The sequence below is a fragment of the Halovulum sp. GXIMD14794 genome (assembly GCF_054457455.1).
In genome coordinates, this window is sequence record NZ_JBTLNF010000012.1 from 61,184 (window position 1) to 84,983 (window position 23,800).

The 23,800-nt window shown below is 63.6% G+C and carries 25 protein-coding genes and 1 pseudogene; 18 read left to right on the plus strand and 8 right to left on the minus strand.

Annotated features, from left to right (window positions below; all coding sequences use genetic code 11):
* Nucleotides 1-6 precede the first annotated feature (6 nt).
* On the plus strand, nt 7-846 hold the full coding sequence (locus tag ACW9UR_RS24065; RefSeq protein ID WP_458919624.1) for an ABC transporter ATP-binding protein: 840 nt from the start codon (nt 7-9) through the stop codon (nt 844-846).
* Nucleotides 847-865: 19 nt separating this feature from the next.
* Nucleotides 866-2,029, plus strand: a complete 1,164-nt coding sequence (locus ACW9UR_RS24070) for an amidase family protein (protein WP_458919625.1) — start codon at nt 866-868, stop codon at nt 2,027-2,029.
* A 691-nt stretch (nt 2,030-2,720) separates the two neighbouring features.
* Here the strand turns inward: ACW9UR_RS24070 and ACW9UR_RS24075 are convergent.
* Nucleotides 2,721-3,377, minus strand: coding sequence for an IclR family transcriptional regulator domain-containing protein (locus ACW9UR_RS24075; protein WP_458919703.1), 657 nt, complete (start codon nt 3,375-3,377; stop codon nt 2,721-2,723).
* A gap of 158 nt (nt 3,378-3,535) precedes the next feature.
* On the opposite strand from ACW9UR_RS24075, the gene ACW9UR_RS24080 reads away from it, so the two are divergent.
* Nucleotides 3,536-3,826, plus strand: coding sequence for an ABC transporter substrate-binding protein (locus ACW9UR_RS24080; RefSeq protein ID WP_458919626.1), 291 nt, complete (start codon nt 3,536-3,538; stop codon nt 3,824-3,826).
* Here ACW9UR_RS24080 and ACW9UR_RS24085 read toward each other — a convergent pair.
* On the minus strand, nt 3,823-4,752 hold the full coding sequence (locus ACW9UR_RS24085; RefSeq protein WP_458919627.1) for a LysR family transcriptional regulator: 930 nt from the start codon (nt 4,750-4,752) through the stop codon (nt 3,823-3,825). The genes ACW9UR_RS24080 and ACW9UR_RS24085 overlap by 4 nt on opposite strands.
* 128 nt (nt 4,753-4,880) lie before the next feature.
* Between ACW9UR_RS24085 and ACW9UR_RS24090 the strand changes: the two genes are divergently transcribed.
* The 11 genes and pseudogenes from ACW9UR_RS24090 (at nt 4,881) to ACW9UR_RS24140 (ending at nt 14,084) form a co-directional block, all read left to right on the plus strand.
* Nucleotides 4,881-5,663: an ABC transporter ATP-binding protein gene (locus ACW9UR_RS24090; protein ID WP_458919628.1), complete on the plus strand. Its 783-nt coding sequence runs from the start codon at nt 4,881-4,883 to the stop codon at nt 5,661-5,663.
* 59 nt (nt 5,664-5,722) lie between these two features.
* The gene (locus ACW9UR_RS24095; protein WP_458919629.1) at nt 5,723-6,493 is read left to right on the plus strand and encodes a transporter substrate-binding domain-containing protein; all 771 of its coding nucleotides are present in this window, start codon (nt 5,723-5,725) and stop codon (nt 6,491-6,493) included.
* Nucleotides 6,494-6,569: 76 nt separating this feature from the next.
* A complete protein-coding gene (locus ACW9UR_RS24100) occupies nt 6,570-7,259 on the plus strand; it encodes an ABC transporter permease (RefSeq protein WP_458919630.1) in 690 nt (229 codons plus the stop codon).
* 4 nt (nt 7,260-7,263) lie between these two features.
* The gene (locus ACW9UR_RS24105; RefSeq protein ID WP_458919631.1) at nt 7,264-8,052 is read left to right on the plus strand and encodes an ABC transporter permease; all 789 of its coding nucleotides are present in this window, start codon (nt 7,264-7,266) and stop codon (nt 8,050-8,052) included.
* A gap of 115 nt (nt 8,053-8,167) precedes the next feature.
* Nucleotides 8,168-8,752, plus strand: a complete 585-nt coding sequence (locus tag ACW9UR_RS24110; protein ID WP_458919632.1) for a cysteine hydrolase family protein — start codon at nt 8,168-8,170, stop codon at nt 8,750-8,752.
* A 109-nt stretch (nt 8,753-8,861) separates the two neighbouring features.
* The gene (locus ACW9UR_RS24115; protein WP_458919633.1) at nt 8,862-9,686 is read left to right on the plus strand and encodes a DUF1989 domain-containing protein; all 825 of its coding nucleotides are present in this window, start codon (nt 8,862-8,864) and stop codon (nt 9,684-9,686) included.
* Between the two features lie 12 nt (nt 9,687-9,698).
* Nucleotides 9,699-10,325, plus strand: a complete 627-nt coding sequence (locus ACW9UR_RS24120; RefSeq protein WP_458919634.1) for an urea amidolyase associated protein UAAP2 — start codon at nt 9,699-9,701, stop codon at nt 10,323-10,325.
* Between the two features lie 3 nt (nt 10,326-10,328).
* Nucleotides 10,329-12,137 carry an allophanate hydrolase gene (gene atzF, locus ACW9UR_RS24125; protein ID WP_458919635.1) on the plus strand — a complete coding sequence of 603 codons (1,809 nt, stop codon included), beginning with the start codon at nt 10,329-10,331 and terminating at the stop codon, nt 12,135-12,137.
* A 21-nt stretch (nt 12,138-12,158) separates the two neighbouring features.
* Nucleotides 12,159-12,356, plus strand: a pseudogene (locus ACW9UR_RS24130) (IS6 family transposase); the annotation flags it as partial.
* Nucleotides 12,357-12,488: 132 nt separating this feature from the next.
* Nucleotides 12,489-12,719 (plus strand): hypothetical protein, encoded by a 231-nt coding sequence (locus ACW9UR_RS24135; protein ID WP_458919636.1) that lies wholly within the window; start codon nt 12,489-12,491, stop codon nt 12,717-12,719.
* 237 nt (nt 12,720-12,956) lie between these two features.
* Nucleotides 12,957-14,084: a CaiB/BaiF CoA transferase family protein gene (locus ACW9UR_RS24140; protein ID WP_458919637.1), complete on the plus strand. Its 1,128-nt coding sequence runs from the start codon at nt 12,957-12,959 to the stop codon at nt 14,082-14,084.
* Nucleotides 14,085-14,090: 6 nt separating this feature from the next.
* Here the strand turns inward: ACW9UR_RS24140 and ACW9UR_RS24145 are convergent, their stop codons facing one another.
* Genes ACW9UR_RS24145 through ACW9UR_RS24170 form a run of 6 tightly spaced genes read right to left on the minus strand, consistent with a single transcriptional unit; the run spans nt 14,091 to nt 19,672 of the window.
* Entirely contained in the window at nt 14,091-15,263 is a 1,173-nt protein-coding gene (locus ACW9UR_RS24145; RefSeq protein ID WP_458919638.1) for a CaiB/BaiF CoA transferase family protein, read from the minus strand.
* Nucleotides 15,264-15,306: 43 nt separating this feature from the next.
* Nucleotides 15,307-16,077 carry an IclR family transcriptional regulator gene (locus ACW9UR_RS24150; RefSeq protein WP_458919639.1) on the minus strand — a complete coding sequence of 257 codons (771 nt, stop codon included), beginning with the start codon at nt 16,075-16,077 and terminating at the stop codon, nt 15,307-15,309.
* A gap of 2 nt (nt 16,078-16,079) precedes the next feature.
* Complete coding sequence (locus ACW9UR_RS24155) at nt 16,080-16,856, minus strand: enoyl-CoA hydratase/isomerase family protein (RefSeq protein ID WP_458919640.1); 777 nt, start codon at nt 16,854-16,856, stop codon at nt 16,080-16,082.
* Nucleotides 16,853-18,133 carry a TRAP transporter large permease gene (locus ACW9UR_RS24160; RefSeq protein ID WP_458919704.1) on the minus strand — a complete coding sequence of 427 codons (1,281 nt, stop codon included), beginning with the start codon at nt 18,131-18,133 and terminating at the stop codon, nt 16,853-16,855. The genes ACW9UR_RS24155 and ACW9UR_RS24160 overlap by 4 nt, the downstream gene beginning before the upstream one ends.
* Nucleotides 18,133-18,624 carry a TRAP transporter small permease gene (locus tag ACW9UR_RS24165; RefSeq protein WP_458919641.1) on the minus strand — a complete coding sequence of 164 codons (492 nt, stop codon included), beginning with the start codon at nt 18,622-18,624 and terminating at the stop codon, nt 18,133-18,135. The genes ACW9UR_RS24160 and ACW9UR_RS24165 overlap by 1 nt, the downstream gene beginning before the upstream one ends.
* 52 nt (nt 18,625-18,676) lie before the next feature.
* Nucleotides 18,677-19,672 (minus strand): C4-dicarboxylate TRAP transporter substrate-binding protein, encoded by a 996-nt coding sequence (locus tag ACW9UR_RS24170; protein ID WP_458919642.1) that lies wholly within the window; start codon nt 19,670-19,672, stop codon nt 18,677-18,679.
* 172 nt (nt 19,673-19,844) lie between these two features.
* On the opposite strand from ACW9UR_RS24170, the gene ACW9UR_RS24175 reads away from it, so the two are divergent.
* From ACW9UR_RS24175 to ACW9UR_RS24190, 4 genes are all read left to right on the plus strand, one after another.
* Nucleotides 19,845-20,978 carry an extracellular solute-binding protein gene (locus ACW9UR_RS24175; protein WP_458919643.1) on the plus strand — a complete coding sequence of 378 codons (1,134 nt, stop codon included), beginning with the start codon at nt 19,845-19,847 and terminating at the stop codon, nt 20,976-20,978.
* Nucleotides 20,960-21,676 carry an SDR family NAD(P)-dependent oxidoreductase gene (locus tag ACW9UR_RS24180; protein ID WP_458919644.1) on the plus strand — a complete coding sequence of 239 codons (717 nt, stop codon included), beginning with the start codon at nt 20,960-20,962 and terminating at the stop codon, nt 21,674-21,676. Before ACW9UR_RS24175 ends, ACW9UR_RS24180 begins: the two co-directional genes overlap by 19 nt.
* A 7-nt stretch (nt 21,677-21,683) precedes the next feature.
* Nucleotides 21,684-22,709 carry a zinc-binding dehydrogenase gene (locus tag ACW9UR_RS24185; RefSeq protein WP_458919645.1) on the plus strand — a complete coding sequence of 342 codons (1,026 nt, stop codon included), beginning with the start codon at nt 21,684-21,686 and terminating at the stop codon, nt 22,707-22,709.
* 120 nt (nt 22,710-22,829) lie between these two features.
* Nucleotides 22,830-23,786: a sugar ABC transporter substrate-binding protein gene (locus ACW9UR_RS24190; RefSeq protein ID WP_458919646.1), complete on the plus strand. Its 957-nt coding sequence runs from the start codon at nt 22,830-22,832 to the stop codon at nt 23,784-23,786.
* Nucleotides 23,787-23,800 lie beyond the last annotated feature (14 nt).

Genomic DNA, 23,800 nt, shown 5'->3' on the forward strand with positions numbered 1-23,800 from the left:
CATATGATGTCCTTGGCAGAAATGTCAGCAAGCAGCCACAGCACCGGGCCAGCGCGCACCGCAATCGATATCTCACGCGTCAGCAAGCAGTTTCGCGACGGCGACGGCGGTGTCGTCGAGGCACTGCGGTCCACCTCGCTGGACATAAGGGAGGGTGAGTTCGTCGCCATCGTCGGCCCGTCGGGCTGCGGGAAGAGCACCCTGCTCAATATGCTCGGCGGGTTCGACACCCCGTCCTCGGGCCGGATCCTCGTTGATGGCGAGCCAATTGCCGGGCCGGATATCCAGCGCGGCATGGTCTTCCAAGACTACGCGCTGTTCCCATGGCTTTCGGTTCTCGACAACGTCACCTTCGGCCTGAAGAAGACCCACTCCCGAGCGGACGCCCGAGAAACCGCGATGAAATGGCTCGACCTCGTCGGCCTGGGGGAATTCGCGCAGAAGCATCCCAGGCACCTCTCGGGCGGGATGAAACAGCGCGTCGCGATTGCCCGCACTTTCGCGACAGACCCGAAGGTCATCCTGATGGACGAGCCCTTCGGTGCGCTCGACGCCCTGACCCGGCGGTTCCTTCAGCAGCAGCTTCTGAAAATCTGGAGCGAGCACCGCAAGACGGTGATCTTCATTACTCATTCGGTGCAGGAAGCTGTCTACCTGGCCAACCGCATCGTGATCATGACCGCGAGGCCCGGCCGGGTGAAGCTGGACCAGAAGATCGCCCTGCCCTATCCGCGCACCATCACCTCACCCGAGTTCCGCGAAACCGAGACTAAGATCTTCGAGGCGCTGGACGAGGAGCTTGCGAAAACGTTCTCCATCGATGAAAGCGGCGGCTATGCGGACTGACCCGGCGCAGGACACAGTCATGTTGCACGCGGACGTGGCCGACCGGGTGGACGCGTTTGTCGAATTTTTCCCGGACGCCCCCGCACCGGCGAACGGCGCGCTGTCGGGCCTGAGCTTCGGTGTGAAAGAGGTCTTCGAGCAGGCGGGCCGCCTGACGCCGCTAGGCCTCGACTTTCTCGGCGACCGGATCGGGAAGACAGATGCTACCGTCATCCGCCAGGCCGAGGTTGCTGGCGCCCGAAGGGTCGGCACGACGCGCTCGACCGCGATGGCAATCACCGGCGAGACGAGGACACGAAACCCGCGCGATCCGGCTCGCACGCCCGGGGGCTCTTCGGCAGGTTCGGCCGCGGCTGTCGCTGCGGGGCTGATCGATTTCGCTTTTGGGACGCAGACCGTCGGATCCATTGTCCGGCCCGCGTCCTATTGCGGCGTCCCTGGCATGAAACCGACCTTCGACACGCTCTCGACCAAGGGCGTCATGCCGCTGTCCGTAGATCTCGACCACACCGGGCTTATCGCGAAGGATGTGGCGACCATTCTGAAGGTCTTCCGGGCGCTGTGTCCAGAAAGCCTCGCCGCCCCGCCCTTCCAGCGCGTGTTCGTCCCTGAGCTCTGGTTCCGGCAAACCCCACATCCGGCTGTGGCGACAGCGCTCGATACCGCAATCCGCCTGCTTGCCGACGCCGGGCTGGCCTCAACGCGCGTGGCCCTGCCGCCGGACGTAACGGCATCAGAGGCGGACGTGCTCGAAAAGCTGCTGTGCCGCGGGATCCACGACAATCACCGTGCATTCCTGGAAGCGCATGCCGCAGATGCTCCGCGCGACCTGTTGGACAAAGCCAAGGCCGGGGCGCAGATCGCCGATCACGAACTCGCTCAGTTGCGAACGGATCGCGACGCCATGCGCGAGACGATGCTAAAGAACGTGCCCGAGGACGCGGTGCTGCTCATGCCATCGGTGATCGACCTCCCGCCCGAGATCGGCAGCGGGACCGGACTGAGAGAACCGCAGCGCTTGTTCACGTTGCTTGGCTGGCCCGCGATCAGTCTGCCTGTCTGCGAGTATGGCTACCCCCACCAGCACCTGAGCATAAGCGTGCAGCTTGCTGCGAGACCCGGCGCGGACCTGCCGCTGCTCGAACTCGCTCAACTCATCGAAGATCAGATTGGAGCGATGTGACGATCGACGACGGGCGCTCGAGAGGCACCGGGTTGACCGCCATCGGGGCATCTTCGATTGGCTTGTCGCGAGAGAATACAGTTGAAGTCCACGCCCGAGCCAATCACTCGCCCTAACCTCTTGCGCTGATTGCACCCTTCGAAACGCTGGTCGACGTGATGGCAGTCCGAAGAAGACCCGACTCCGCTTCGGAGATGGGCATGAAGATTTTCGTTCTTCTCCGGGCGCACCGTCTGCTCCGATGCCTCCGAAGTGGCAAGGAGGCCGAGCAAACCCGGCCGCCGCCAGTCACATCAGTTAGTCGCGATCTTGCCCCGCATCCACTCGCCGAACTCGGCCAGCGCCTGCTTGGCGGTCTGCTCCAGCAGAACAATCGACAGCCACACGGCGGGCTCTTACGAGCGGATCGCCGCTATCGCAGGCGGCCTGTTCATGAAAGCAGGCAATGAAGTTATCAGCCTATCGGACGAAACGTTGCAAATGCTTGCTGAGCGAGGTCTGGCAATCGATTTCGACATCTACTACAGTTCGACTAATAGTCTCCGCAAGGCTTATCAGCCCTGCGATATTTGAGGTCTCCGGGCTGCTAAGCCTTGTTCCCGTCGCGAACTGTGGTGACATTCCTGCTTTGCAGAAGCAGTGGCATTTCTACTTGGTTGCAAAAAAATGTCGCTTTCGGTGGATCGGCCCTTTAGACGTCGAGCCTTCCGGAGCCCTCAATCCTCTCGACATGCTCACGCAGCGTTGCCGACAAACCCTCCTCGAGCTTGCCGCTGAACCTGCCTCTCGGGCCTGAAAGTCCGATGCGGAGCTGCCCGAGTCCTCCGGAGAGACGCAGCGGTGCCGCGATACTGGCGCAGTCCGGATCCTCGTCCCCGATACAGGCCGCGAAACCACTCTCCCGGACCGCCGAGAGATCAGCGAGGAAGATGGCCTCCTCACGCGCCGGCAGGTCGGGGAACAGCCCGATGGACGCGGTTCGCGCGTCCGCGAGCAGCGCCGGGGGAACGTGGGCAAGGATCGCCTTGGCGGCCGAGCAGATGGTCGCGGGCCTTGGGCCGTGCGGCGGCACCACCATCGCGCCAGCAGGTTCCGCAGGGACTTCGGTCAGGAAGATCTCGACACGCGCGTCGACAAGCCTCGCTGCGAAGCAGACCTCACCGGTAGCCTCGGCCAGGGCTGCCGCCGCCGGTGCCATTCGGGAGGCCAGAGACTCTGTCGAAACACCCGAGGCAAGCAGCCGGTAGAGCCTCGAGCCGATCCGGTACCCGCCCCTGCCCCCGTCCTTTTCGATTGCGCCAATCGCCTCGAGTTCGGCGATGCGCCGATAGACGGTCGCCGTCGGGATGTCGCTCGCCTAAGCAATCGCACGCGCCGTTGCTCCGGTGCCGTGCCGGGCTACCTGCTCGAGCAGGACGAAGGTCCGATCATCCATTTGTCGAATCCCAAATAGTGAGTCATGTTTCTCATATTACTGGAATCCTTGGGCCGCGAGCCAACGCGGGCATGGGCCCGGCCATCTTCGCGTCGGCGCGGCTTGACGCGAAACTCATCACCATCACAATTATGGACCAGACTGCGATCGTGGTGCAGCCGGACTGCTACATAGCTACCGTGGCAGACCTGAAGGGCAAGACCACCGCCTATCCCGGCAAGGGCTCGCAGCAGTATCCGCTGCTGATCAAAGCCCTGGCCGACGCCGGCCTGAACGAAGACGACGGACACTTCGCTCCGATGGCGAACGAGAATTTCGGTGCTAAACGAAGATGCATGCGAGACCGAACCGTTTCTTTTTAAGAATTTTCTGAATTGGACCGACGCGAGAGGCGCTGTTCTCGTAGATATTTCGTCTGGTCCAGAAGCCAGTTCTTGAAAAATGAGGACGCGGACGAGCCGGATGTATTCTTGTCCAGCCCGATTTCATACCAGATGCACCTGATCGCGCGCTTGTCCATGCGGACAAGCTGTTCCGACAAAAGCTCTCTCTCACACAGGATGTCATCGGCAAGGATGACACCTTCGCCGTCTATCGCGGCATCGATCGCGAGGGACAGGTCAGAGTAGACCTTGCCCGACCGCCAGCCTGAGCTTTGCGATTCGTGGGCCGAGTACCACTTGTGCCACGTCTCCTTGCCATTGTCGTGGATCAGGATCGCGCGGTTCCAGTCGACTGTATCATCCTGTGACGTAAGCTTTGCGCGCAGATGCGGCGTGGCGGCCGGAAAGCCGTCGATGGGGAAAAGCCGTTCCTTCACGACGCCACTGCCCGGCATGCGGGTTTCGAAGTGGATGCCAATATCCGCGTGCCCCTCTCCGATTTGCGCCGGGGTCCAGGCGGGCCGCAAATCCACCTCTATGCGCGGGAACAGGCTGCAGAATTCGGTGATGCGCTTGCGCAGCCAAAGCGACGCAATCGCCGGTTCGGCGCTGACGACGACAGCCCCCGAACGTGTCTTGCGCAACAGGTTCTCGCTTGCATCGGTCAAGGTTTGCAGCCCGCTTGCGATCTGCGGCAGCAGGTCCCGACCGTTCTCGCTTAGCTCTACCCGGTTGCGATGCCGGATGAACAGCTCGGTCCCGAACCACAGTTCCAAGTTCTTAATGTGCTGGCTGACGACACTGTGGCTGACGTTCAATTCGCTTGCCGCCTTGGCAAAGCTGGAATGTCGTGCCGCAGCCTCGAAGACCCGGAGCGCATTCAAGTGGCGGAGCGTGTTTCTCATCGCCTTAGCGTAGGTAAAAGCTTCGCTGAGAGCAAGTTAAACGCGCTTTTTGGGGGACGCTTGGGACGACTAGCTTGGGTCAACACTTCGCTCACAAACGCCGAACTGGGACCAGAATGGTAGCACTCATGTCACCCACAGACACCAACGTCTCGCTCAGTGTCACGGACCTGCACAAAACCTTTGGGTCGCTTGAGGTGCTCAAGGGTGTATCGCTGAAGGCCCGCGAAGGTGACGTGATTTCCCTGCTGGGATCTTCGGGGTCCGGCAAGAGCACACTGCTGCGCTGCATCAACCTGCTGGAAACGCCATCCACTGGCCTGATCACAGTTCATGGCGAAGATATCAAGATGACCAAGGGCCTGCATGGCGAGGCGAGGCCCTCTGACGCCCGGCAGGTCGAACGCATCCGCGCCAGGCTGGCTATGGTGTTTCAGTCCTTCAACCTTTGGTCGCACATGACCGTGTTGGAAAACGTCATCGCCGGTCCGATCCACGTCCTGAAACAGCCTCGCGCAGAGGCCATCGAATACGCCAAGGAAACGCTGCAACGCGTCGGCATGTACGAGCGTCGGGACTATTACCCCGCCCATATTTCCGGTGGTCAACAACAGCGCGCCGCCATCGCCCGCGCGCTGGCCATGAAACCCGAAGTGATGCTGTTCGACGAGCCGACCTCGGCCCTCGATCCCGAGCTTGTGGGCGAGGTTCTGAAGGTCATCCGGTCACTGGCCGAAGAAGGCCGCACGATGATCGTCGTAACGCATGAGATGGGGTTTGCGCGCGATGTCTCGTCCGAGGTGATCTTTCTTCACCAAGGCCTGATCGAGGAACAGGGCGCGCCCCAGCAGATCTTCGGCAGCCCGAAATCCGCCCGCCTCAAGGAATTCCTGTCCAACACCCGGCATTAGGCCTGACCTTCTTTTGCCGCCCGACTCCAACACGCAAATCCAGACAAGGGAAAATTGAAATGTCGATCAAGAAGACACTTTTTGCCTCTACCGTCGGTGGCATCGTACTGATGGCCGGAATGGCCACAGCAGAACCGCTGCGGATAGGCGTCGAAGGCGCCTATCCTCCGTTTTCGAAAAAGGAAGCCGACGGCACGCTGTCCGGTTTCGACATCGATATCGCGCTTGCCCTGTGCGAAGAGCTGAACCGCGCATGCGAACTGGTCGAGCAGGAATGGGACGGCATGATCCCCGCCCTGATCGCCAAGAAGTATGACGCCATCGTTGCCTCGATGTCGATCACCGAAGACCGCAAGAAACGTGTCGATTTCTCCGAGAAATACTATTTCACGCCGTCGCGTTTCGTCGCGAGGGAAGGTGCGACCTTTGAATTGACCGCGGAAGGCACCAAGGGCCTGAAAATCGGCGTCCTGCGCGGCACGACGCTGCAATGCCACGTCGAGAAGGCTTTTCCGGAGGCTGATCTGCGGCTTTACAACACGCAGGAGGACGTGTTTGCCGATCTGGTCGCCGGGCGTCTGGACATGCAGTTAAACAACACGCTGCAAGCCATCGACGGCTTCTTGAACACCGATCAGGGCAAAGGCTTTGCATTTCTCGGTGATAACCTGGACGACCCCGACTGCCTTGGCGAAGGCACCGGAATTGCCGTGCGCAAGGGCGATCCGCTGGCCGCTGAACTGAGCGCCGCGATAAAGGCAATCCGGGCTGACGGCACCTACGCCGAAATCAACGACAAGTACTTCGAAGTCGATATCTACGGCAAGTGATCCTGCCCTCACCGCGCGACAGGGGAGCCTCCGGGCCCTCCTGTCGCCTCCTCCCTGCAACAACCGGGCCAAGCACATGGACGTGATCCTTGAATATAGACAGATCCTGATCGAGGGCACGCTGGTGACGATCTCGCTGGCGGTGCTGTCTCTGGCTTTGTCCATCGTTCTGGGGCTGGTCGGTGCATTCGCAAAACTGTCGCCCAAGCGGGCGATCCGGCGGGCGGGCAATGTCTATACCCTGTTTGTCCGCAGTGTACCCGATCTGGTGCTGATGATGCTGATCTTCTTCGGGGGGCAGACGCTGCTGACCCAGATCGGGGGGCTGACGGGCCTATGGGACTATGTCGAGATAAACCAGTTTATCGCCGGAGTGCTGACGCTGGGATTTATCTTTGGCGCCTATATGTCAGAAACGTTTCGCGGTGCAGTCCTTGCCATTCCCCCCGGCCAGATCGAGGCTGCCAAGGCGGTCGGCATGGCCCCCGGGCAGGTGTTCCGCATCGTGACCTGGCCGCATATGGTGCGGTTCGCGCTGCCCAGTTTCACCAACAACTGGCTTGTCCTGGTCAAATCCACGGCGCTGGTGTCGGTGATCGGCCTGCATGATCTGGTCTGGAACGCCTTTTCGGCAGGCCGCTCCACGCACAAACTCTTTACCTTCATGCTCGCCGTCATGGTCGTCTACCTGATCATCACGGGTCTATCCGATCTCATCCTGCGGATGGTCGACCGGAAATACGCCGCCGGCGTGAGACAGGCGTAACCCGATGGAACCCGAACGCAGCTTTTACGAGTACCTGCAAAGCTTCAGTGAAACCCGGTCGCCGATCGATTTCATCCTGATCTACGACAATTTGGGCCGCTTTCTCGAGGGCGCGCTTGTCACCCTGCAACTGACCTTCCTTGCACTTCTAGTCGGCGGGTTGATCGCCGTGCCGCTGGCCATCGCGCGGGCCTATCACAAGCCATTCCTCAGCCCTGCGATCCGTGTCTACACCTACCTCTTTTGCGGTACGCCGCTTTTGGTGCAGGTCTATCTTTTCTACTTCGGCCTTGGGCAGTTCACCGCCGTGCAGGAAAGCTTTCTGTGGGAACCGATCCTCAGCAGTCCCTGGTGGTGCGTCATCATCGCGTTCACGCTGAACACTGCGGCCTATACGACTGAGTTCCTGCGTGGCGCCATCGAAGCCACGCCGTGTGGCGAGGTCGAGGCGGCCAAGGCCTGCGGCATGTCGCCATTCACCCGGATGCGGCTGGTGGTTCTGCCGAACGCCTTTCGCAGGGCGCTGCCCGCCTATTCGAACGAGGTCATCTTTACGCTGCATGGCTCTGTGATCGCCAGCACGGTCACCTTGCAGGATCTGCTGGGCGTCGGGCGCTGGCTGAATGGCCGTTACTACCTGGCCTACGAAGGCTTTCTGACGGCCATGGTGTTCTACATGGCGATCGTCTTCCTGATCACCTTCGCCTTCCGACTGGCAGAAAGACGGTTCCTGCGCCACCTGCGCCCTCGTGAAACGGCCAAGCAGCCCGGCGCGGCCAGGGTCGCGGCCTGAACCGCAAGTCCCTAGCACTGCAAGCTCCTTCATCTCTCGTCATTCTCCGTTGAAAGGGTTCCCAATGACCAGCTCCAAGAAACGCAATCTTATCGAAGGGCGTGCGGCCCTGATCGTGATCGACATCCAGAAATCGGCATTCGCTCCCATTCCGTATGACAAGCGCGCGATTGCCCATATGCCGGATTATGCCCAACGGATGGCGAGGTCGAAAGCCGCAATCGACAAGGCGCGTGAGGTCGGGGTTCCGGTGGTCTTCATTCAGGAAATCCATCGTGCGAACCTGATCGACATGGGCCGTGAAACTGATGGTGACGAGGATGTGCATTGCCTCGACAGCAATCCGCTGACCGCCTTCGCCGAAGACGAGCTGGGCATGCGTCCGGACGACTATCGCATCTCGAAACGCCGCTACTCGGCCTTCTACGGCACAGATCTGGAAATCCTGCTGAAAGGGCTCAAGGCGGAAACGCTGATCCTTGTCGGCGGACTCACGGATGTCTGCGTGCACTACACCTTCGTCGACGGCCATCAAGGCGACTATTTCTGCCGCGTGATCGAAGACTGCGTGGCCGGGTCCAGCATCGAGGCGCACCAGGCGTCGCTGAACGCCATGGAATACCTTCAACACGGCGCGATCCGCACCTTGGACGAAATTCTGACCGCCATGGAAGGCCAGGCCGAAACACGGGTCGCTTGACCTTTCCTTGATGGCATGCGGGGGAACCCGCGCCACGAACGTGGAAACGTGTTCCCGCCCGCTTCCGCGAACCGAATTCCTATCGCCAAAGACCGAGGAGACACCTGCCATGACCGCGCGAAGCAAGCCGACCCATAGCGAAACACCGCAGGAACGCTACGAAAGGCTCAAGGCCGAAGGAAACGGCCAAAGTGGTGACTTTGCCACAAGACAGGCGGCGGCCCGCAACCAGGACGCGCACGCGATTGATGCGTCATCGGTACTCTTTGACGATGTCGTACCGGCCAAGGGATATTGGCACGGTCGGTTGAAGCGCGGCGACGGTTTGCGGCTGGTGGCGAAAACGTCGACCGGTGTCGCCGCTTCTTTCTGGCGCAGCAACGAAACCTCTGAACGGTTCAACCCCGGCGACACGATCAAAGTCCAGTGGACCAGCGTAATCACCACAGGCCGCGTTCTCCTGTCCGACATGGGGCGGGCGATGGTTTCGATCACGCATGATGATTTCGGTCGCTCCGACTGTCTGGCCGGTGTGTCCCTGCCCGGTCCTGCCGATGGCCCCGACTGGCAGAGCGGTCGGGCGCATTTCCTGCGCACCGCGCTGAAAAACGGGTTGACCAAGCGTGATGTCGGCCCTTGCATCAGCTTCTTTGCGCCGGTTGCCGTCGATGCCGGCGGCAAACTGACGTGGCAGGATCAATCCGGCAGCGGCCCGTTCACCGTCGATCTGCGTGCAGAGATGGATCTGATCGTGGCGCTGTCGAATTCGGCGCACCCGATGTCCCCTGACCGCTACCCGCTTCCCCTGTCCGTCACCCAGTTTCGGGCCCCGCCCGTGGCCGAGGATGATCTTGCCCGCACCGGCACCGTCGAGGCCCGCCGCGCCTTTGAAAACACCGACGCCCTGTTCGGTGACCGCAAACGTCTGTCTTAAGGAGCCTGTCCGATGCTCGACGCCCCCAATCACGCCGACAACCATCATATCCCCGCAAATGTCGGCTGGTCCGCGATCATCCGCAAAGGCCAGATGATGCGCATCATTGATCTTGAAGGTCAGCAGGCCGTGGACACCCTGTTCTACAGCGCAGCCGACACGTCCGAGCGTTACTCGGCTCAGGATACGGTGTTGGCCCAGCGGTCTCCCTACATCGCCCAAGGATCGGTACTTTTGTCGAACGATGGCCGCCCGATGATGACGGTCCTGCGCGACCCCGTCGGGGCGCATGACACCTCTGCTGGGGCCTGCTCCTGCGAGGCCAACACGGTGCGTTTCGGCCATGAGGTCCGCCACCTGCACGCCTGCCGCGACAACTTTGTCACCGAGGCCGCGAAATGGGGAATGGACAAGCGTGACATCGTCGCAAACGTCAACTTCTTCATGAACGTGCCGATCGAGACGAACGGCGCACTGGCCATCTCGGACGGGCTATCGGCCCCGGGAAATTCGCTGGATCTGCGCGCAGAGATGGACGTGATCTGCCTGATCTCGAACTGTCCGCAGATCAACAACCCGTGCAACGGCTTCAACCCGACCCCAATCGACGTCCTGATCTGGACGCCAGAGGAGGTCTGACCGATGGATCTACGCCTTCCCGAACTCGCCCGCCGATATGCCGAAGGGGAAACCGTCAGGCAGGTCATGACACAGGTCCTTGAGGCCTGTGACAGCTACTGCGACCCTGCAGTGTTCATCAAACGCGTGGACCGCGATGCCGTTCTGGCCCGCGCAGCGGAGCTTGATGCGGTTGCGCCGGAGGACCGTGGGGCCCTGCACGGCGTTCCCTTCGCGGTGAAGGACAACATCGACGTCGCCGGAATGCCGACGACCATGGGCATGGCAATCGAATGCCTGCTGGCAAGGCGGACGGCGACGGCGGTGGAACGTGTACTGGATCAGGGCGCGGTCCTGATCGGCAAGACCAATCTGGATCAGTTCGCCACGGGTCTGGTCGGGGTCCGCTCCCCCTATGGTGCGCCGCATTCAGTGTTTGACGACACAATGATTTCCGGTGGCTCCAGCTCGGGGTCCGGCGTTGCGGTTGCGGCCCACCTGGTCAGCTTTTCCTATGGGACGGATACCGCCGGATCGGGCCGGGTGCCTGCCGCGTTCAACAACATCGTCGGCGTCAAGCCGACCAAGGGCGTGATCCCCACGACCGGCGTTTTCCCGGCCAACAAAAGCCAGGATTGTGTGTCTATCTTTGCGCTCAGCGCCTTGGACGGCGACACGGTCCGCCGCATTGTCCAAGGGGTGGATGGGCTTGACCCCTATGCCCGCCACGCCACGCCCGTGGACTGGGGGCAGAAAGACCTGCGGATCGGTGTGCCCAGTGCCGCATCGCTGGAATTCTTCGGCGATACGGATGCGGCCGACAACTACGCCGAGGCCTGTACCGCACTGATCAAGGCGGGCTACACGCTTGTCCCGTTTGACTTCGATCCCTTCGCCGCCACCGCGCGGATGCTCTACGAATCCGCCTGGGTGGCCGAGCGCACACATGCCATGACGCCTTGGCTAGCTGCCTCTCCCGATCCGCTGCATCCAATCACCCGCAAGATCGTCGAAGACGGCCTGAAATACAGCGCGGTCGATACGTTTGATGCGATCTATAAAGCCGCCAAGGCAAAGGTTGCGCTGGATGTGATCTGGAACGACATCGACGTGATGCTGGTCCCGACCACGCCGTCCTTCTACTCGCTGGCAGAGCTGGAGGCGGAACCGATCCTGCTCAACAAGCAGCTGGGTTACTACACCAATTGCGTGAACCTGCTGGACTATGCCGCGATAGCCGTCCCTTCCGGGTTCCGCGCCGACGGCTTGCCTGCGGGTGTCACACTCGTCGCGCCGGCCTTCACCGACGGTGCCCTTGCGCGGCTTGGCGGACAAATCCACGGTCTTCTGTCCCCGACTACTGGGCGCGACTGCCTTGCTGTTGGGGCGCAGGACGTCCCGGATAGAGAGGATGGGCGATACGTCGACCTTGCGGTTGTGGGCGCGCATCTGACCGGGATGCCGCTGAACCACCAGCTGACGGACCGGGGGGGCTTTTTGCTGGAAACGGCGAAGACTTCGCCGGAATACCGGCTTTATGCCCTTTCGGACACGACACCACCCAAACCGGGACTTGTCCGCGATCCGGAAAGCAAGGGGGCGGAAATCGCGTTGGAAATCTGGCGCCTTCCCGAAGACGCAGTTGGCAACTTTCTGAAGCTTATTCCGGCACCGCTTGGCCTTGGGACGATTCGACTTTCGGATGGTCGACAGATGAAAGGTTTCATCTGTGAAAGCCGCGCGATGGGTCAGGTTGCCGACATTACCGAATACTGTGGGTGGAAGGCCTATCTTTCTGCATGGCCACAGCAATCCGTATGCACTGAGGCTTGATGGCCGGACGGAAGACGAGGCTGGCTTAACAGCCGGACGGAGAACTCGCACCTCGCGTTCCGAAGGCGGGAGCGGGCGATGCTCCGTTTCCGACGCATGCGAGGTCTGCAGAAATCCGCGTCGGTCCACGCCTCCGTATCAAACCACTTCAACAGCGAGTACAGTCTCTCTTCCCGAGCCAACTTCAAGCTCAACCGCGCCACTGCCCTTGCCGAGTGACGTGGTTCTTGCGCGGCATAAGCGACAGCCTCACTGCCCAAGCTGAGACTAGTTCGAACCCGTCTGACAGTACCCCTTCGGCGCTTCACCCGGACGCCGCTGCGCGATGTTCTGAATCTCTCGGCCTAGGAGATGCTCAGCCGCACGCTGCTGACCTCGGCGACGACGCTCGCCGCGCTGATCGCACTTTTGGTCTTCGGCGGCGACGTGACCCGGGCCTTCGCCATCGCGATCACCTTTGGCGTCGTGGTCGGCACCTATTCGTCGATCTACATCGCGAAGAACATCGTGCTGCTGGGCGTGGACCGCAGGCCGTTGGAGGAGCGCAGGCAGACCGGCGCCTACGACCATATCGAAGCTTGAGATCAAGCCTAGCCACCCTCGAAACGATGGCTGGCCGGGCATTGTCAATTTACACATTACCCGAGCCCCACTCATGCATCGAGAAGGAGTTGCGCTAGATGCAATGCGTGATACATATAAGAAAGTAACTTCTATATGTGAACAATGAAGAAGCCATATCAATCAGCACCAGGCCGCGGGACAACAGCGTACGAAAACACGCTAAGTGCTGATGGAGCCTACCGACCGCTTAAAGGGTTGCTGGTTGTTGACCTCTGCCAGTTCCTGTCCGGCCCCTATGCCTCGCTTCGGCTACAGGACCTCGGCGCACGTGTCATCAAGGTCGAACGCCCCGGTGCCGGCGACCTGACGCGGCAGTTGTACTTGTCGGATACGGTGATCGACGGCGAGTCGACAATGTTCCATGCTATCAATCGCGGAAAGGAAAGCATCGCGCTGGATCTGAAACGGCCGGAAGACCTTGCTCGGGTGCAGAAGCTGATCGCGCAGGCTGATGTGGTGATGCAGAACTTCCGCCCTGGAGTGATCGAGCGGCTGGGCCTCGACTACGGGGCGGTGCGCGCGCTGCGTCCCGGGATCGTCTATGCCTCGATCTCGGGCTACGGTCCAGACGGGCCGTGGGCCGGGCTTCCGGGGCAGGACCTGCTGGCACAGGCCAAGTCCGGGCTGATGTGGCTGAACGGTGGTTCCGAGGATGGGCCGGTGCCTTTCGGCCTCGCGGTGGCTGACATGATGGCTGGCGCAACGATCGCGCAGGGAATCCTGGCCGCGCTCGTGGGGCGCGGATTGCACGGGCGCGGCGCGCATGTCGAAACCAGCCTGCTGGAGGCATTGCTGGACCTGCAATTCGAGGTATTGGCGACGCACTTCAACGACGGCGGACGGCTGCCTGAACGCTCACGGGTCAACCCGGCCCACGCCGGGTTGGCAGCGCCTTACGGCGTCTACCGCACAGCCGATGGGCATCTCGCGATTGCGATGACGCCCCTGCCCCGGCTGGTGGAGCTATTGAACCTGCCGGAACTTACAACGCTCGCCATGGATCCGCGCGCTTGGTTCGCGCGCCGGGACGAAATCAAAACCGCGCTCGCGCGCAGGCTGGCAGAGCAGCCGACTGCGCACTGGCTCGCCCTGCTGGAGCCCGAGGGCATCTGGTCGTCCGAGGTGCTGGACTGGACACGCCTGCTGTCCAGCCCGGCCTTCGAGCGGCTGGACATGATGCAGGGCGTGCACAACAACCTTGGCACCGAGATGCGGCTGTTGCGCTCGCCGCTGCGGATCGACGGCGAGCGGGCCGGATGCACCTCGGCTGCTCCCGATGTGGGCGAGCACGGCGCCGCGATCGCAGCGGAGTTTGGTCTCTAGGCGGTTTCAGGCCTCGGCACGCCGCCCGCGTTTCAGTTCTTCGGTGTCCGCACCGAGCGCGGGGGCGCCCTGAGGGCTGGCTAGGATCGCGCCGTCAAGCCGGATCGGGCAGCGCGTCACCGTCGCCTCAAGCCCCGTCGCCGAACGGACCCGGTAGGTAGGCTGCAGCGCCGCGAACCCTTCCGACCCGGTGAACTCCTGCCAGTCCATCACCTTCGCGCACCAGACATCCGCCGGCTCCAGCACGGCCAGCAGATCGGCCACCGGGCGCTGCGCGACTGCCTGCGCGATCACCGCCTTGATCTCGTCCCGGCGCGAGAACGCCTCGTCCTGGGCAAACGCGGCAAGCGCCGGCAGTTTGAGCAGATCGGCCAGTTTCCCAAGCGGACACATAGCCAGCGCGATATGGCCGTCGCTGGCACGATAGATCCCGTAGGGCGCGACACCATAGACATTGGCATTGGCCAACGCACTCCGGCGCGGCAGGCTGCCATCGCCGTTCAAGTGAGCGGTCAAGTGTTCGATCTGAAGATCCACGGCCGAGCTCATCAGATCGACCTGCACCTGCCCGCCGGTTCCGGTCCGACCCCGCCGCAGCAATTGCGCCAGAATCCCCTGCACCAGGTTTCCAGCAGTGGCGATATCGACCAGAGGAAAGCCCGCAGGCACTGGATCGCCGTCACCATTGCCCGACAGCCAGGCCATGCCCGAGAGCGACTGGATCAGCAGGTCCTGCCCCGGCTTGTCGCGCCAGGGTCCGGTCTCGCCATAGCCGGTCACTTCGCCGTAGACGAGTCGTGGGTTCAGTTGCCGCACGCTGTCCCAGCCCAGACCGAGCCGTTCCATGATGCCGGGGCGGAAATTGTGGATCAGCACGTCCGCCGAACGGATCAGATCACGCACGTCGCTCAGATCCTCGGGCGACTTCAGGTCGGCGGCAAAGCTGCGCTTATTGCGGTTGAAGGTGTGGAACAGCAGGCTGTCCGGGCCGAGCCTCTGGTCGTTAATCACCATCGACCGGCAGGCGTCGCCGCCGCCGGGCCGTTCGACCTTGATCACTTCGGCGCCAAGGTCAGCCAGCCGCATCGCGGCGACGGGGCCGGCCAGAAACTGCGCGAAGTCCAACACGCGAAAACCGCTGAGTGGAAGCTCGGCGGGCGAAAGGGTTTGCCCGGTCATCATGTCCTCGGTTCGTTGCAGGCACCGGAGACGGCGGCCGGTCTCAGCCGGTGGGCGCCCCAAGTGCGTGGGAAAGCTGTGTCGCGTTCTGCCGGATCACGTCCAGCGTCTCGTCGGGGCGAAGCTTCTGCTCGCTCTGCGCAATGAAGCCGCAGGTGATCGCGCAGACAACGCCCCGGTTGTCGAATACCGGCGCCGAGAGGTTCCGCACCCCGGCGACGATCTGGCTGGGACTGTCGTCGTAGCCATGCTCGGCGATGCGGGCGAGCCGTTCCTGCGCGGGCGCGCGCTCTTCCTTCGGCAGGCGGGCCAGGAAGCGCTTCTGGGCATCGGGGGGCGAGAACGCAAGGATCACCATCCCCGAACTTGTCGCCGTCGCCGGGAACATCGCACCTGTACGCACGGCATATCCTGCGGGGCGCGGGCTGGCGACCGAGGCGAGGATCAGGATGTTCGCCCGGTTCAGTGTGCCCAGATGACAGGACTGGTCGGTCAGCGCGGCGATCCGCTCCAGCACGGGAACCGCCTCGCGTAGCAGCCGCTCGGTCGGCGGATGGCGGTGTGCCAGCTCGAACAGGCGCGGCGTCAGCGCGTAGCGCGATGTCGCCGGGTCCTGCCGCACGTAGTCCCGTTCGGCCAGGTAGAGCACCACGCGATAAAGCTCGCCCATGGTCCGATCCAACTCGGCCACCAGCTCGTTCATCGTCATCCCGTCGCGATGCAGCGACAGCAGCTCCAGCACGTCCAGAGCCTTCTCGACCGCGGGGACCGAGGACTTCTTCTTCGAGGTCGCAGGCGGCGTCGTGTCGGGCATGGTCAGTCCTTACCATCGGCTGGGGTCCCCGTGCTTAGCCGATCCCGTTCCGCCTTGGCAAAGCAAAGCGACATGAGTTCGTTGTCGTGGCGCAGCCCCTGCCCCACGGTGACGTCCATTGCGTTGCGCACGGCCGCCTTCACCGCCTGCGGCGCGACCGGCCCATGCGCGGCTATCGCAGTCGCGACTTCACGCGCAATGTCCAACTCGGCGCCGTCCTCAGCGAGATATTCAACAATACCCCAGTCGTGCGCGGTTTCCGCGTCGATACGCTCGCCCGTCAGCAAAAGGCGCATAGCCCGGCCATAGCCGCACAGCCGCACCAGGTGTTGCGCCGCGCCCCCGGCCCCGTTCCAGCCCAGGGCCACTTCGGGCGCGGCGAAGCGGGTCGAGCGGGCGGCGACGCGCAGATCGCAGGCCAGTGCGATCTCGAACCCGCCGCCAAGCGCCCACCCTCTGGTCGCGGCGATCAGCGGCTTGCGGGTCGCCAGGATCGGCGGGATGTAGTCGTAGCGATTGCGCCAGGCCCAGAAATCCTCGTAACCGTCGAGCGCCTTGATGTCCGAACCTGCACAGAAGGCGCGCTCCCCGGCGCCGCGGAAGATGCCAACACGCAGCTCGTCGTCCGCGTCTAGCTCGGCACAGGCGGCACCGATGCCACTATACATCGCAGGGGTCAGCGCATTGTGCTTGGCGGGCCGGTCCAGCACGATCTCGGCCACGGCCCCGTGTCGCTCCAGCCTTACAAATCCGTCGTCGCTCATCGTTCTCTCGGTCATTGGAATTTCAGGTCGGGCAGCCACAGCGACAGCCCCGGAACGAAAGTCAGCACCAGCAGCATGGCAAAGAGCAGCGCATAGAACGGCAGCGAGGCGCGGATGAACCGTCCCAGCGGCACACCGGTGATAGCGCAGGTCGTGAACATCAGCGTCCCCAGCGGCGGCGTGACCCCGGCGATGGTCAGGTTCAGCACCATCACCACGCCGAAGTGGACCGGGTCGACCCCGACGCCGACGGCAACAGGTACAAGGATCGGCGTCAGCAGGATTAGCGCTGCCAGCCCCTCGATGAACATTCCCGCCAGGATCAGCAGCAGGTTCATCAGCAACAGAAGCAGATAGGGGTTGTCGGTCAGCGTGAGCATGGCAGAGGCAACCGCATCGGGGATCTGCTCCCACGTCATATAGAAGCCGAAGGCGTTGGCCATGCAGATCACCAGGACGATCACTGCCGTGGCTTGCGTGGTCTGTTCGAGGATCGGGCGCACATAGGCAAGGCGTAGCTCGCCGGTCACGAGGCCGATGACCAGCGCGAACAGCACCGCCATCGCGCCCGCCTCTGTCGGGGTGAAAAAGCCGAAGCGGATGCCGACGACGATGCCCACCGGCACCAGCAGCGCGAGGAAGGCGCCGCGAAACGCCTGCCAGCGACCGGCCCAGGGCATCGGCGCTTCGAAGGCCGGACGCATGGCCTGCCGCCGGGCCAGCACCGCGACCAGCACCATCATCGCCGCACACAGCAGCATCCCCGGCACGATTCCGGCAAGAAACAGCCGTCCGATCGACACATCGCCCATGAAGCCGTAGAGGATCAGCCCGATCCCCGGCGGGATGATCACGCTGATGATCGACGAGGCCGCGGTGATCGCGGACGAGGTCGCCGGATCGTAGCCGCGCCGTGACATCTCAGGGACCAGCACCTTGGCCTGCATGGCGGCATCCGCGTTGGCAGAACCCGAAACACCACCCATCAGCGTCGAGAGCAGCACGTTGACCTGCGCCAGCCCGCCACGCCAGTGGCCGGTCATCGCCTCGGCGAAGGTCATCATCCGACGGGTGATCCCGGCGTAGTTCATCACCACACCGGTCATCACGAAGAGCGGAATCGCGAGAAGCGGGAACGAATGCGTCACGGCGACCATGCGCTGCACGAAAATCTCGGGCGGCATCGCGCCGGAGACCACGAAGAACACCAGCCCAGCGATGCCGATGGCGATCGCCACCGGGATTTCGATCGCGATGGCCAGCAGCAGGATCAGGATCGGCAGCCACTCCATCACGTCACCTCAGGTGTCTGTGCGGCGCGCGGCGCGGGCAGGATCCCGGTCAGACGCAGTGTGGCGGTCAGGGTCATCTCGGCGAAGGCCAGCACGCTTGCCAGGTAGACCCACGAGAACGGGATCCGCAGCACTGGCGAGGGCCGGCTGGCGCCCTTGAGCATCATCTGCACGCTCAGCCATGTGACGGCGGCCAGGAACAGCACCACGATGATGCGTGAGAGCAGCCGGACCCAGGCCGCCGCGCCCTCCGGCAGCACGTCCACCAGCAGCGAGACCCTTATGTGCCGGTCATGCGCCATAGCGCTGGCCGCGCCGACGAAAACGACCCAGGTGAACAGAATGCCCGACAACTCGGTGGTCCAGACTGCGGGCTTTTCGGTGATGTAGCGGGTCAGCACTCCCCAGAGCACGCACGACAGCAGCGCGCCGAGGGCGATGTTGCAGACCCAGGTCTCGACCCGGTCGATGAAGGTGGCGATACGTGTCATGGCATCCGTCCGGCTGCGGGAAGCGCCGGCGACAAGCCGGCGCGCCAATGCCTTACTTATCCAGGATCGCCCGGACCTGATCGTATAGCCCGTCGGACCAGTCGGGGAACTTGGTGTAGACCTCTGCCGTCTTGTCCTGGAAGCCGGCCACGTCCACGTCGCGGTTGAAGGTCACGCCCTCGGCTTCGAGCGTGGCGATCCACTCCTCCTCCGAGTTCAGCATCAGGTCGGTCATGAAGACCCCGGCGGCGACGGCCTCTTCGGCCAGAACAACCTGAATGTCCTCGGGCATCGAGGCGAAATAGTCGGCGTTGATGACCAGCCCGGTAAAGCCCTTGAAGTGCCCGGTCAGCGAAACGGTCTTCTTCACCTCGTGCAGCTTTGCGCCGTAGATCGAGGGCAACGGCGCCTCGGCGCCATCGACGACGCCCGCCGACAGGCCCGAGTAGACCTCGGCCCAGGCCAGTTGGGTCGGACGCGCGCCCATGGCGTCGAAAGTTTCGACCCACATGATGTTCGGCGGGGTGCGGAAGGTCATGCCAGCAATATCCTCGGGCGTCGAGATCGCCATGTCCGAGATCATGTGCCGCGAGCCGAACAACCAGTTCAGCGCCAGCAGTTCGATGCCTGACTCGGCGCGCAGCCGGTCGACCATGTCAGCATAGAGATCCGACTCGACGATCTTGGTAAAATCCCGCGGGTCCTCCATCAGGTAGGGTCCACCGAGAACGCCGAAATCGGCGACGAAATCCGACAGGTAACCGGGATCCGAGATGGTCATGATCGGCGCACCGGCGCGCAACTGCTCATAGACCTCGGAATTGGTGCCCAGTTGGGCGTTCGGGAAGATCGTGATCTCGACCCGGCCATCGGTGCGTTCGGCAACCTTGGCGGCGAAGGATTCCATCGCCTCCTGGATCGGTTCCTTGTCCGAGGTCACATGACCCAGGCGGATCTCATAGTCGGCGGCCAGCGCCGGTGCGGCGGACATGACGGCAGCGGCCGCCAGCGCGGCAAACCCGCGGCAAGCGTTCTTCAGTTGAAACATTCGACTTTCCTCCTCCCGGCCGGAGGGCGCCCCGCAGGGCAGGCCCCGGCGTTCTGATTGTGGGCGGAAGCTAGCAGGTCATTTCCGTATGTCAAAGTCATTTTTATATTTGACATGAAGCTGACGAAAGACCAAACCTGTGCGCAATCGAAGAACGGGGGGACGCGCCGGAATGCGGCTGAAGGGAATGACCTGGGACCATCCGCGCGGCTACGATTGCGTGGTCGCCGCATCGCGGGACTACGAGGCGCGCACCGGTGTCGGCATCGATTGGGACAAGCGGTCGCTTCAGGCATTCGCCGACGCGCCCATCGACCAGTTGGCGCGGAACTACGATTTCATCGTGCTGGACCATCCCCATGTCGGATTGATCGCGGAACAGGGCGCGCTGCTGCCGCTGGACCCTCCGGGCGATACCGCCGCTTCGCTGGGCGGATCGGCCGAGAGCTATTTCTGGGACGGCACCTGCTGGGCCTATGCAATCGACGCCGCTTGCCAGATGGCCGTCCACCGGCCGGACCTCACGGCAGAGCTTCCGCGGACCTGGGAGGACCTGACCGGCCCCGACGCCGATCGCTTCCACGCGCTGACCCCGCTGCTGCCGGTCGATGCCTTCGACATGATGATGACGCTGGTCGCCGGGCGCGGCGAGGAAGATCTGCCCATCTCGCCCGAGCGCTTCGTCTCGGACGAAAACGGGCTCTATGCGCTGAACGTGCTCAAGGCGCTTTACCGGCGCGGCCCGGCCGAGGCGGTGCGGATGAACCCGATCGCCGTGCTCGAAATGCTCTCGAGCACGGATGACTTTGCCCTGTCGCCCTGCCTGTTCGGCTATGTGAACTACGCGCGCCCCGGCTTCCGCCCGCAACAGCTGCGCTATTTCGACCTGCCGGTCAGCGCAGATGCAGGCCGCCGACGTGGGATACTTGGCGGCGCTGGCATCGGCGTCTCGGCACACACCGCTGCGCCCGACGCGGCACGCGACTTCGCCGCCTGGCTGGCCTCGGAACCGGTGCAGTCGGGCGTCTACCTTGCGAACGAAGGACAACCCGCGAACCGGCACAGCTGGCTCGCAAAACGGGACGACGCCGCCTACGCAGGGTTCTTCGACGGCGGGTGGCAGACGATCTCGAACGCCTGGACCCGGCCCCGCGCGCCCTGGTTCCTCGGCTTTGTCGACGACGCGTGCGAGATCTTTCCCGACTTCTTCCTGCGCGACCAGGACCCGGCCGAGTTTCTCGGCCGTCTGAACCGCGCCTACCGACATCATGTGAAAGGACTGCTTGAATGCCCGTCGCCGTCATAACCGGAGGCAACAAAGGGCTGGGCCTTGCCCAGACCCGCCGCTTCCTGAACTCCGGCTGGCGCGTTGTCGTCGTCGCCCGCAGCCGCGGAGACCTCGACACTCTGGAAGGCGACACCTGTTTCGTCGAGCACGACCTGTCTGCCCCGGGCCCGGCCGACTACCTGCGCCGTATCCACGAGGCCGAAGGCGGCATCGACGCGCTGGTCAACAACGCCGGCGTGCACCTGAAGAAACCCGTGTGGGACGTCACCACCGATGAATTGGACCAGGTGCTGGCGCTGAACGTCCGCGCCATGTTCGCGGCCTGCGGCGCCTATGTGGACCTGCGCCGCGAAACGGGCGGCGCGATCGTCAACGTCGCTTCGATGGGCGCGCTGATGGCCCTGCCCTCGGCCGCCGCCTATGTCACCGCCAAGACCGGCGTCGTCGGCCTGACCCGCAGCGTTGCGGTCGACGCCGCGCCCTTCGGGATCCGCTGCAACGCAGTCTCTCCGGGGTTCATCGACACCGACATGACCCGCGCCGTGCTGGCCAAGGACCCGGCCCGACGCGAGCGGATCGAGCGGCGTATCCCCACCCATGCCTTCGGCACACCCGAGAACGTGGCCGATGCGATCTTCTGGCTCGCCTCGTCCGGGGCGGCTTATGTGAATGGCGTCAACCTGCCGGTCGACGGCGGGTACGCCATCGGATTCTGAGGTCACGATGAGCTATCTTGCCACCCGGCTGACCGCCGCCGAAACCGTCGAGACGCTGGACCGAGATCCTGCGCCCGCAATCCCCGAGGGCCACGTGCGCGTCAGCCTTTCCGTCGCCAGCCTGTGCGGCACCGACCTGCACTATTTCCGGCACTTCGCGAACGCGGGGTTCCAGTTGCAGGGCCCGGTCTCGTTGGGCCACGAGGGCTGCGGACGGGTGATCGACGCGAACGGCAGCGGCATCCCCGAGGGCACGCTGGTCGCCCTCAACCCGATCATCAACTGCGGCACCTGCCCCGCCTGCCAGCGCGGCGAGGTCAACCTGTGCACCGCCAAACGCTTTCCCGGCTCGGCAACGACAATCCCGCATATCGACGGGTTCTTCCAGCAGGTCATCGACCACCCGGCCCGCTGCTGCCGCCCGGTCGGCCCCGAGGTCGACCCGCGCCACCTGACCTTCGCCGAACCGCTGGCCTGCGCGATGCACTCGGTCACCAAGGCGGGCGTTAAGGCGGGCGAGCGCGTCCTCGTCACCGGCTGCGGCCCGATGGGCCTGCTCGCGGTGGTCGCCGCGGCGGCCAGGGGCGCCGAGGTCACCTGCATCGACCTGCGCGAAGAGGCCGCGAAACTGGGCGAGAAGGTCGGCGCCACACAAGGCCTGAGCGTCGAGGCCTTCGAGGCGCTCTCCCCCGCCCCCGAATTCGACGCGGTGATCGAAGCCAGCGGCGCACACCCGGCACTGAACCTCGGCCTGCGCGCGCTGCGGCGCAAGGGCCGGCTCTCGATCCTGTCGAACATCCAGCCGAAGGCGGCGGTGGTCGAGTTGCACCTGGTGATGCTCAAGGAAATCGCCGTGACTGGCTCGTTCCAGTTCAACCGAGAATTCGAGGAGGCCGTCCGGGTAATCGAGGCGGGCGCGACCGATTTCGACGCGCTGATCGCCGCCGAGTTCCCGCTGGCGCAGGCTGGCGACGCGCTGCGCCTCATGCAAGCGGGCGGGCGGCCCGGAAAGATCCTGCTGCGCGGCGCTTAGCGGCGGGTGGCGGCATGGCAGCGCGTAGGAAAAGACTCCTTCGCCCTGCCCCAACCAGGCAACCGCGCGACCCGGTTCTGGGCCGCGCGCTGCAAAAATAGCAATCCAGGGAGGATAGACATGAAGACCATTTTTGGAACTATCACCGCAGGTGCGATGCTGCTGGCCAGCGCCGCCTTCGCGCAGGACGACAAGATCACACTGGGCCTGTCGGTCGACCAGCTGTTCGAAAGCCGGGTCGGCGTGAACGACGCGATCAAGGCCGAGGCCGCAGACCGTGGCTACGAGCTTATCGAGGTCGTCGCAGACGGCGACGCGCAGCAGCAGAACGCACAGATCCAGACGCTGATCACGCAGCAGGTCGACGCGATTCTTGTTTGCGCCGTGGACCAGAACACCATCGAACGCGCCCTGATCGCCGCCCAGCGGGCCGGCATCCCGGTCATCGCCTATGACCGCGATCTGCCGGACAGCCGCGTGGTCGCCGCTTTCGTCGGCCCGGATTCGATCTTCGATGGCCGCGCGGCGGGCGAGTACATGGCCGAGGCCTTGGCCGAAGTCGACGGCGAGGTCACCGTGGTCGAGCTGATCGGCGCGCTCAACGATCAGAACGGTATCGACCGGCAGAAGGGCTGGCGCGAGGCGATGGCCAAGCTGCCGAACCTGAAGATCATCGAGGTGCCGACCGACTGGGACAGCGCCCGCGCACTGTCCGGCACGCAGAACGCCTTCCAGGCCAACCCGGACATCCACGGGGTCTTCGCGGCGACCGACACCCATATTCCGGCGGTCGAGACCGTGCTGCGGGACATGGACAAGCTGGTGCCGGTGGATCAGGCCGGGCATGTCGTGGTGACCGGGATCAACGGCTCGAACGACGGTTACCAGGCCGTCGCGGCAGGCAATGCCGACGGCATCGTGGTGATGGATCTCGATACCACCGGGCGCACCGCCGTCGCGCTGGCCGCCGAGCTGATCGCCGGAAACGAGGTCGAACGCACCAACGTCATCCCGGGCCGGTTCTACAGCCACGAGGATATCGAGGCCCACAAGGACGCCATCTGGGGCGCGAAGTGATCCCACGCCGCGCC

Bases quoted from the DNA above. Each gene is read 5' to 3' on its own strand.
- ACW9UR_RS24065 (WP_458919624.1), top strand. From the start codon at position 7: ATGTCCTTGGCAGAAATGTCAGCAAGCAGCCACAGCACCGGGCCAGCG.
- ACW9UR_RS24070 (WP_458919625.1), top strand. From the start codon at position 866: ATGTTGCACGCGGACGTGGCCGACCGGGTGGACGCGTTTGTCGAATTT.
- ACW9UR_RS24080 (WP_458919626.1), top strand. From the start codon at position 3,536: ATGGGCCCGGCCATCTTCGCGTCGGCGCGGCTTGACGCGAAACTCATC.
- ACW9UR_RS24085 (WP_458919627.1), bottom strand. From the start codon at position 4,752: ATGAGAAACACGCTCCGCCACTTGAATGCGCTCCGGGTCTTCGAGGCT.
- ACW9UR_RS24090 (WP_458919628.1), top strand. From the start codon at position 4,881: ATGTCACCCACAGACACCAACGTCTCGCTCAGTGTCACGGACCTGCAC.
- ACW9UR_RS24095 (WP_458919629.1), top strand. From the start codon at position 5,723: ATGTCGATCAAGAAGACACTTTTTGCCTCTACCGTCGGTGGCATCGTA.
- ACW9UR_RS24100 (WP_458919630.1), top strand. From the start codon at position 6,570: ATGGACGTGATCCTTGAATATAGACAGATCCTGATCGAGGGCACGCTG.
- ACW9UR_RS24105 (WP_458919631.1), top strand. From the start codon at position 7,264: ATGGAACCCGAACGCAGCTTTTACGAGTACCTGCAAAGCTTCAGTGAA.
- ACW9UR_RS24115 (WP_458919633.1), top strand. From the start codon at position 8,862: ATGACCGCGCGAAGCAAGCCGACCCATAGCGAAACACCGCAGGAACGC.
- ACW9UR_RS24120 (WP_458919634.1), top strand. From the start codon at position 9,699: ATGCTCGACGCCCCCAATCACGCCGACAACCATCATATCCCCGCAAAT.
- atzF (WP_458919635.1), top strand. From the start codon at position 10,329: ATGGATCTACGCCTTCCCGAACTCGCCCGCCGATATGCCGAAGGGGAA.
- ACW9UR_RS24135 (WP_458919636.1), top strand. From the start codon at position 12,489: ATGCTCAGCCGCACGCTGCTGACCTCGGCGACGACGCTCGCCGCGCTG.
- ACW9UR_RS24145 (WP_458919638.1), bottom strand. From the start codon at position 15,263: ATGACCGGGCAAACCCTTTCGCCCGCCGAGCTTCCACTCAGCGGTTTT.
- ACW9UR_RS24150 (WP_458919639.1), bottom strand. From the start codon at position 16,077: ATGCCCGACACGACGCCGCCTGCGACCTCGAAGAAGAAGTCCTCGGTC.
- ACW9UR_RS24155 (WP_458919640.1), bottom strand. From the start codon at position 16,856: ATGACCGAGAGAACGATGAGCGACGACGGATTTGTAAGGCTGGAGCGA.
- ACW9UR_RS24160 (WP_458919704.1), bottom strand. From the start codon at position 18,133: ATGGAGTGGCTGCCGATCCTGATCCTGCTGCTGGCCATCGCGATCGAA.
- ACW9UR_RS24165 (WP_458919641.1), bottom strand. From the start codon at position 18,624: ATGACACGTATCGCCACCTTCATCGACCGGGTCGAGACCTGGGTCTGC.
- ACW9UR_RS24170 (WP_458919642.1), bottom strand. From the start codon at position 19,672: ATGTTTCAACTGAAGAACGCTTGCCGCGGGTTTGCCGCGCTGGCGGCC.
- ACW9UR_RS24175 (WP_458919643.1), top strand. From the start codon at position 19,845: ATGCGGCTGAAGGGAATGACCTGGGACCATCCGCGCGGCTACGATTGC.
- ACW9UR_RS24180 (WP_458919644.1), top strand. From the start codon at position 20,960: ATGCCCGTCGCCGTCATAACCGGAGGCAACAAAGGGCTGGGCCTTGCC.
- ACW9UR_RS24185 (WP_458919645.1), top strand. From the start codon at position 21,684: ATGAGCTATCTTGCCACCCGGCTGACCGCCGCCGAAACCGTCGAGACG.
- ACW9UR_RS24190 (WP_458919646.1), top strand. From the start codon at position 22,830: ATGAAGACCATTTTTGGAACTATCACCGCAGGTGCGATGCTGCTGGCC.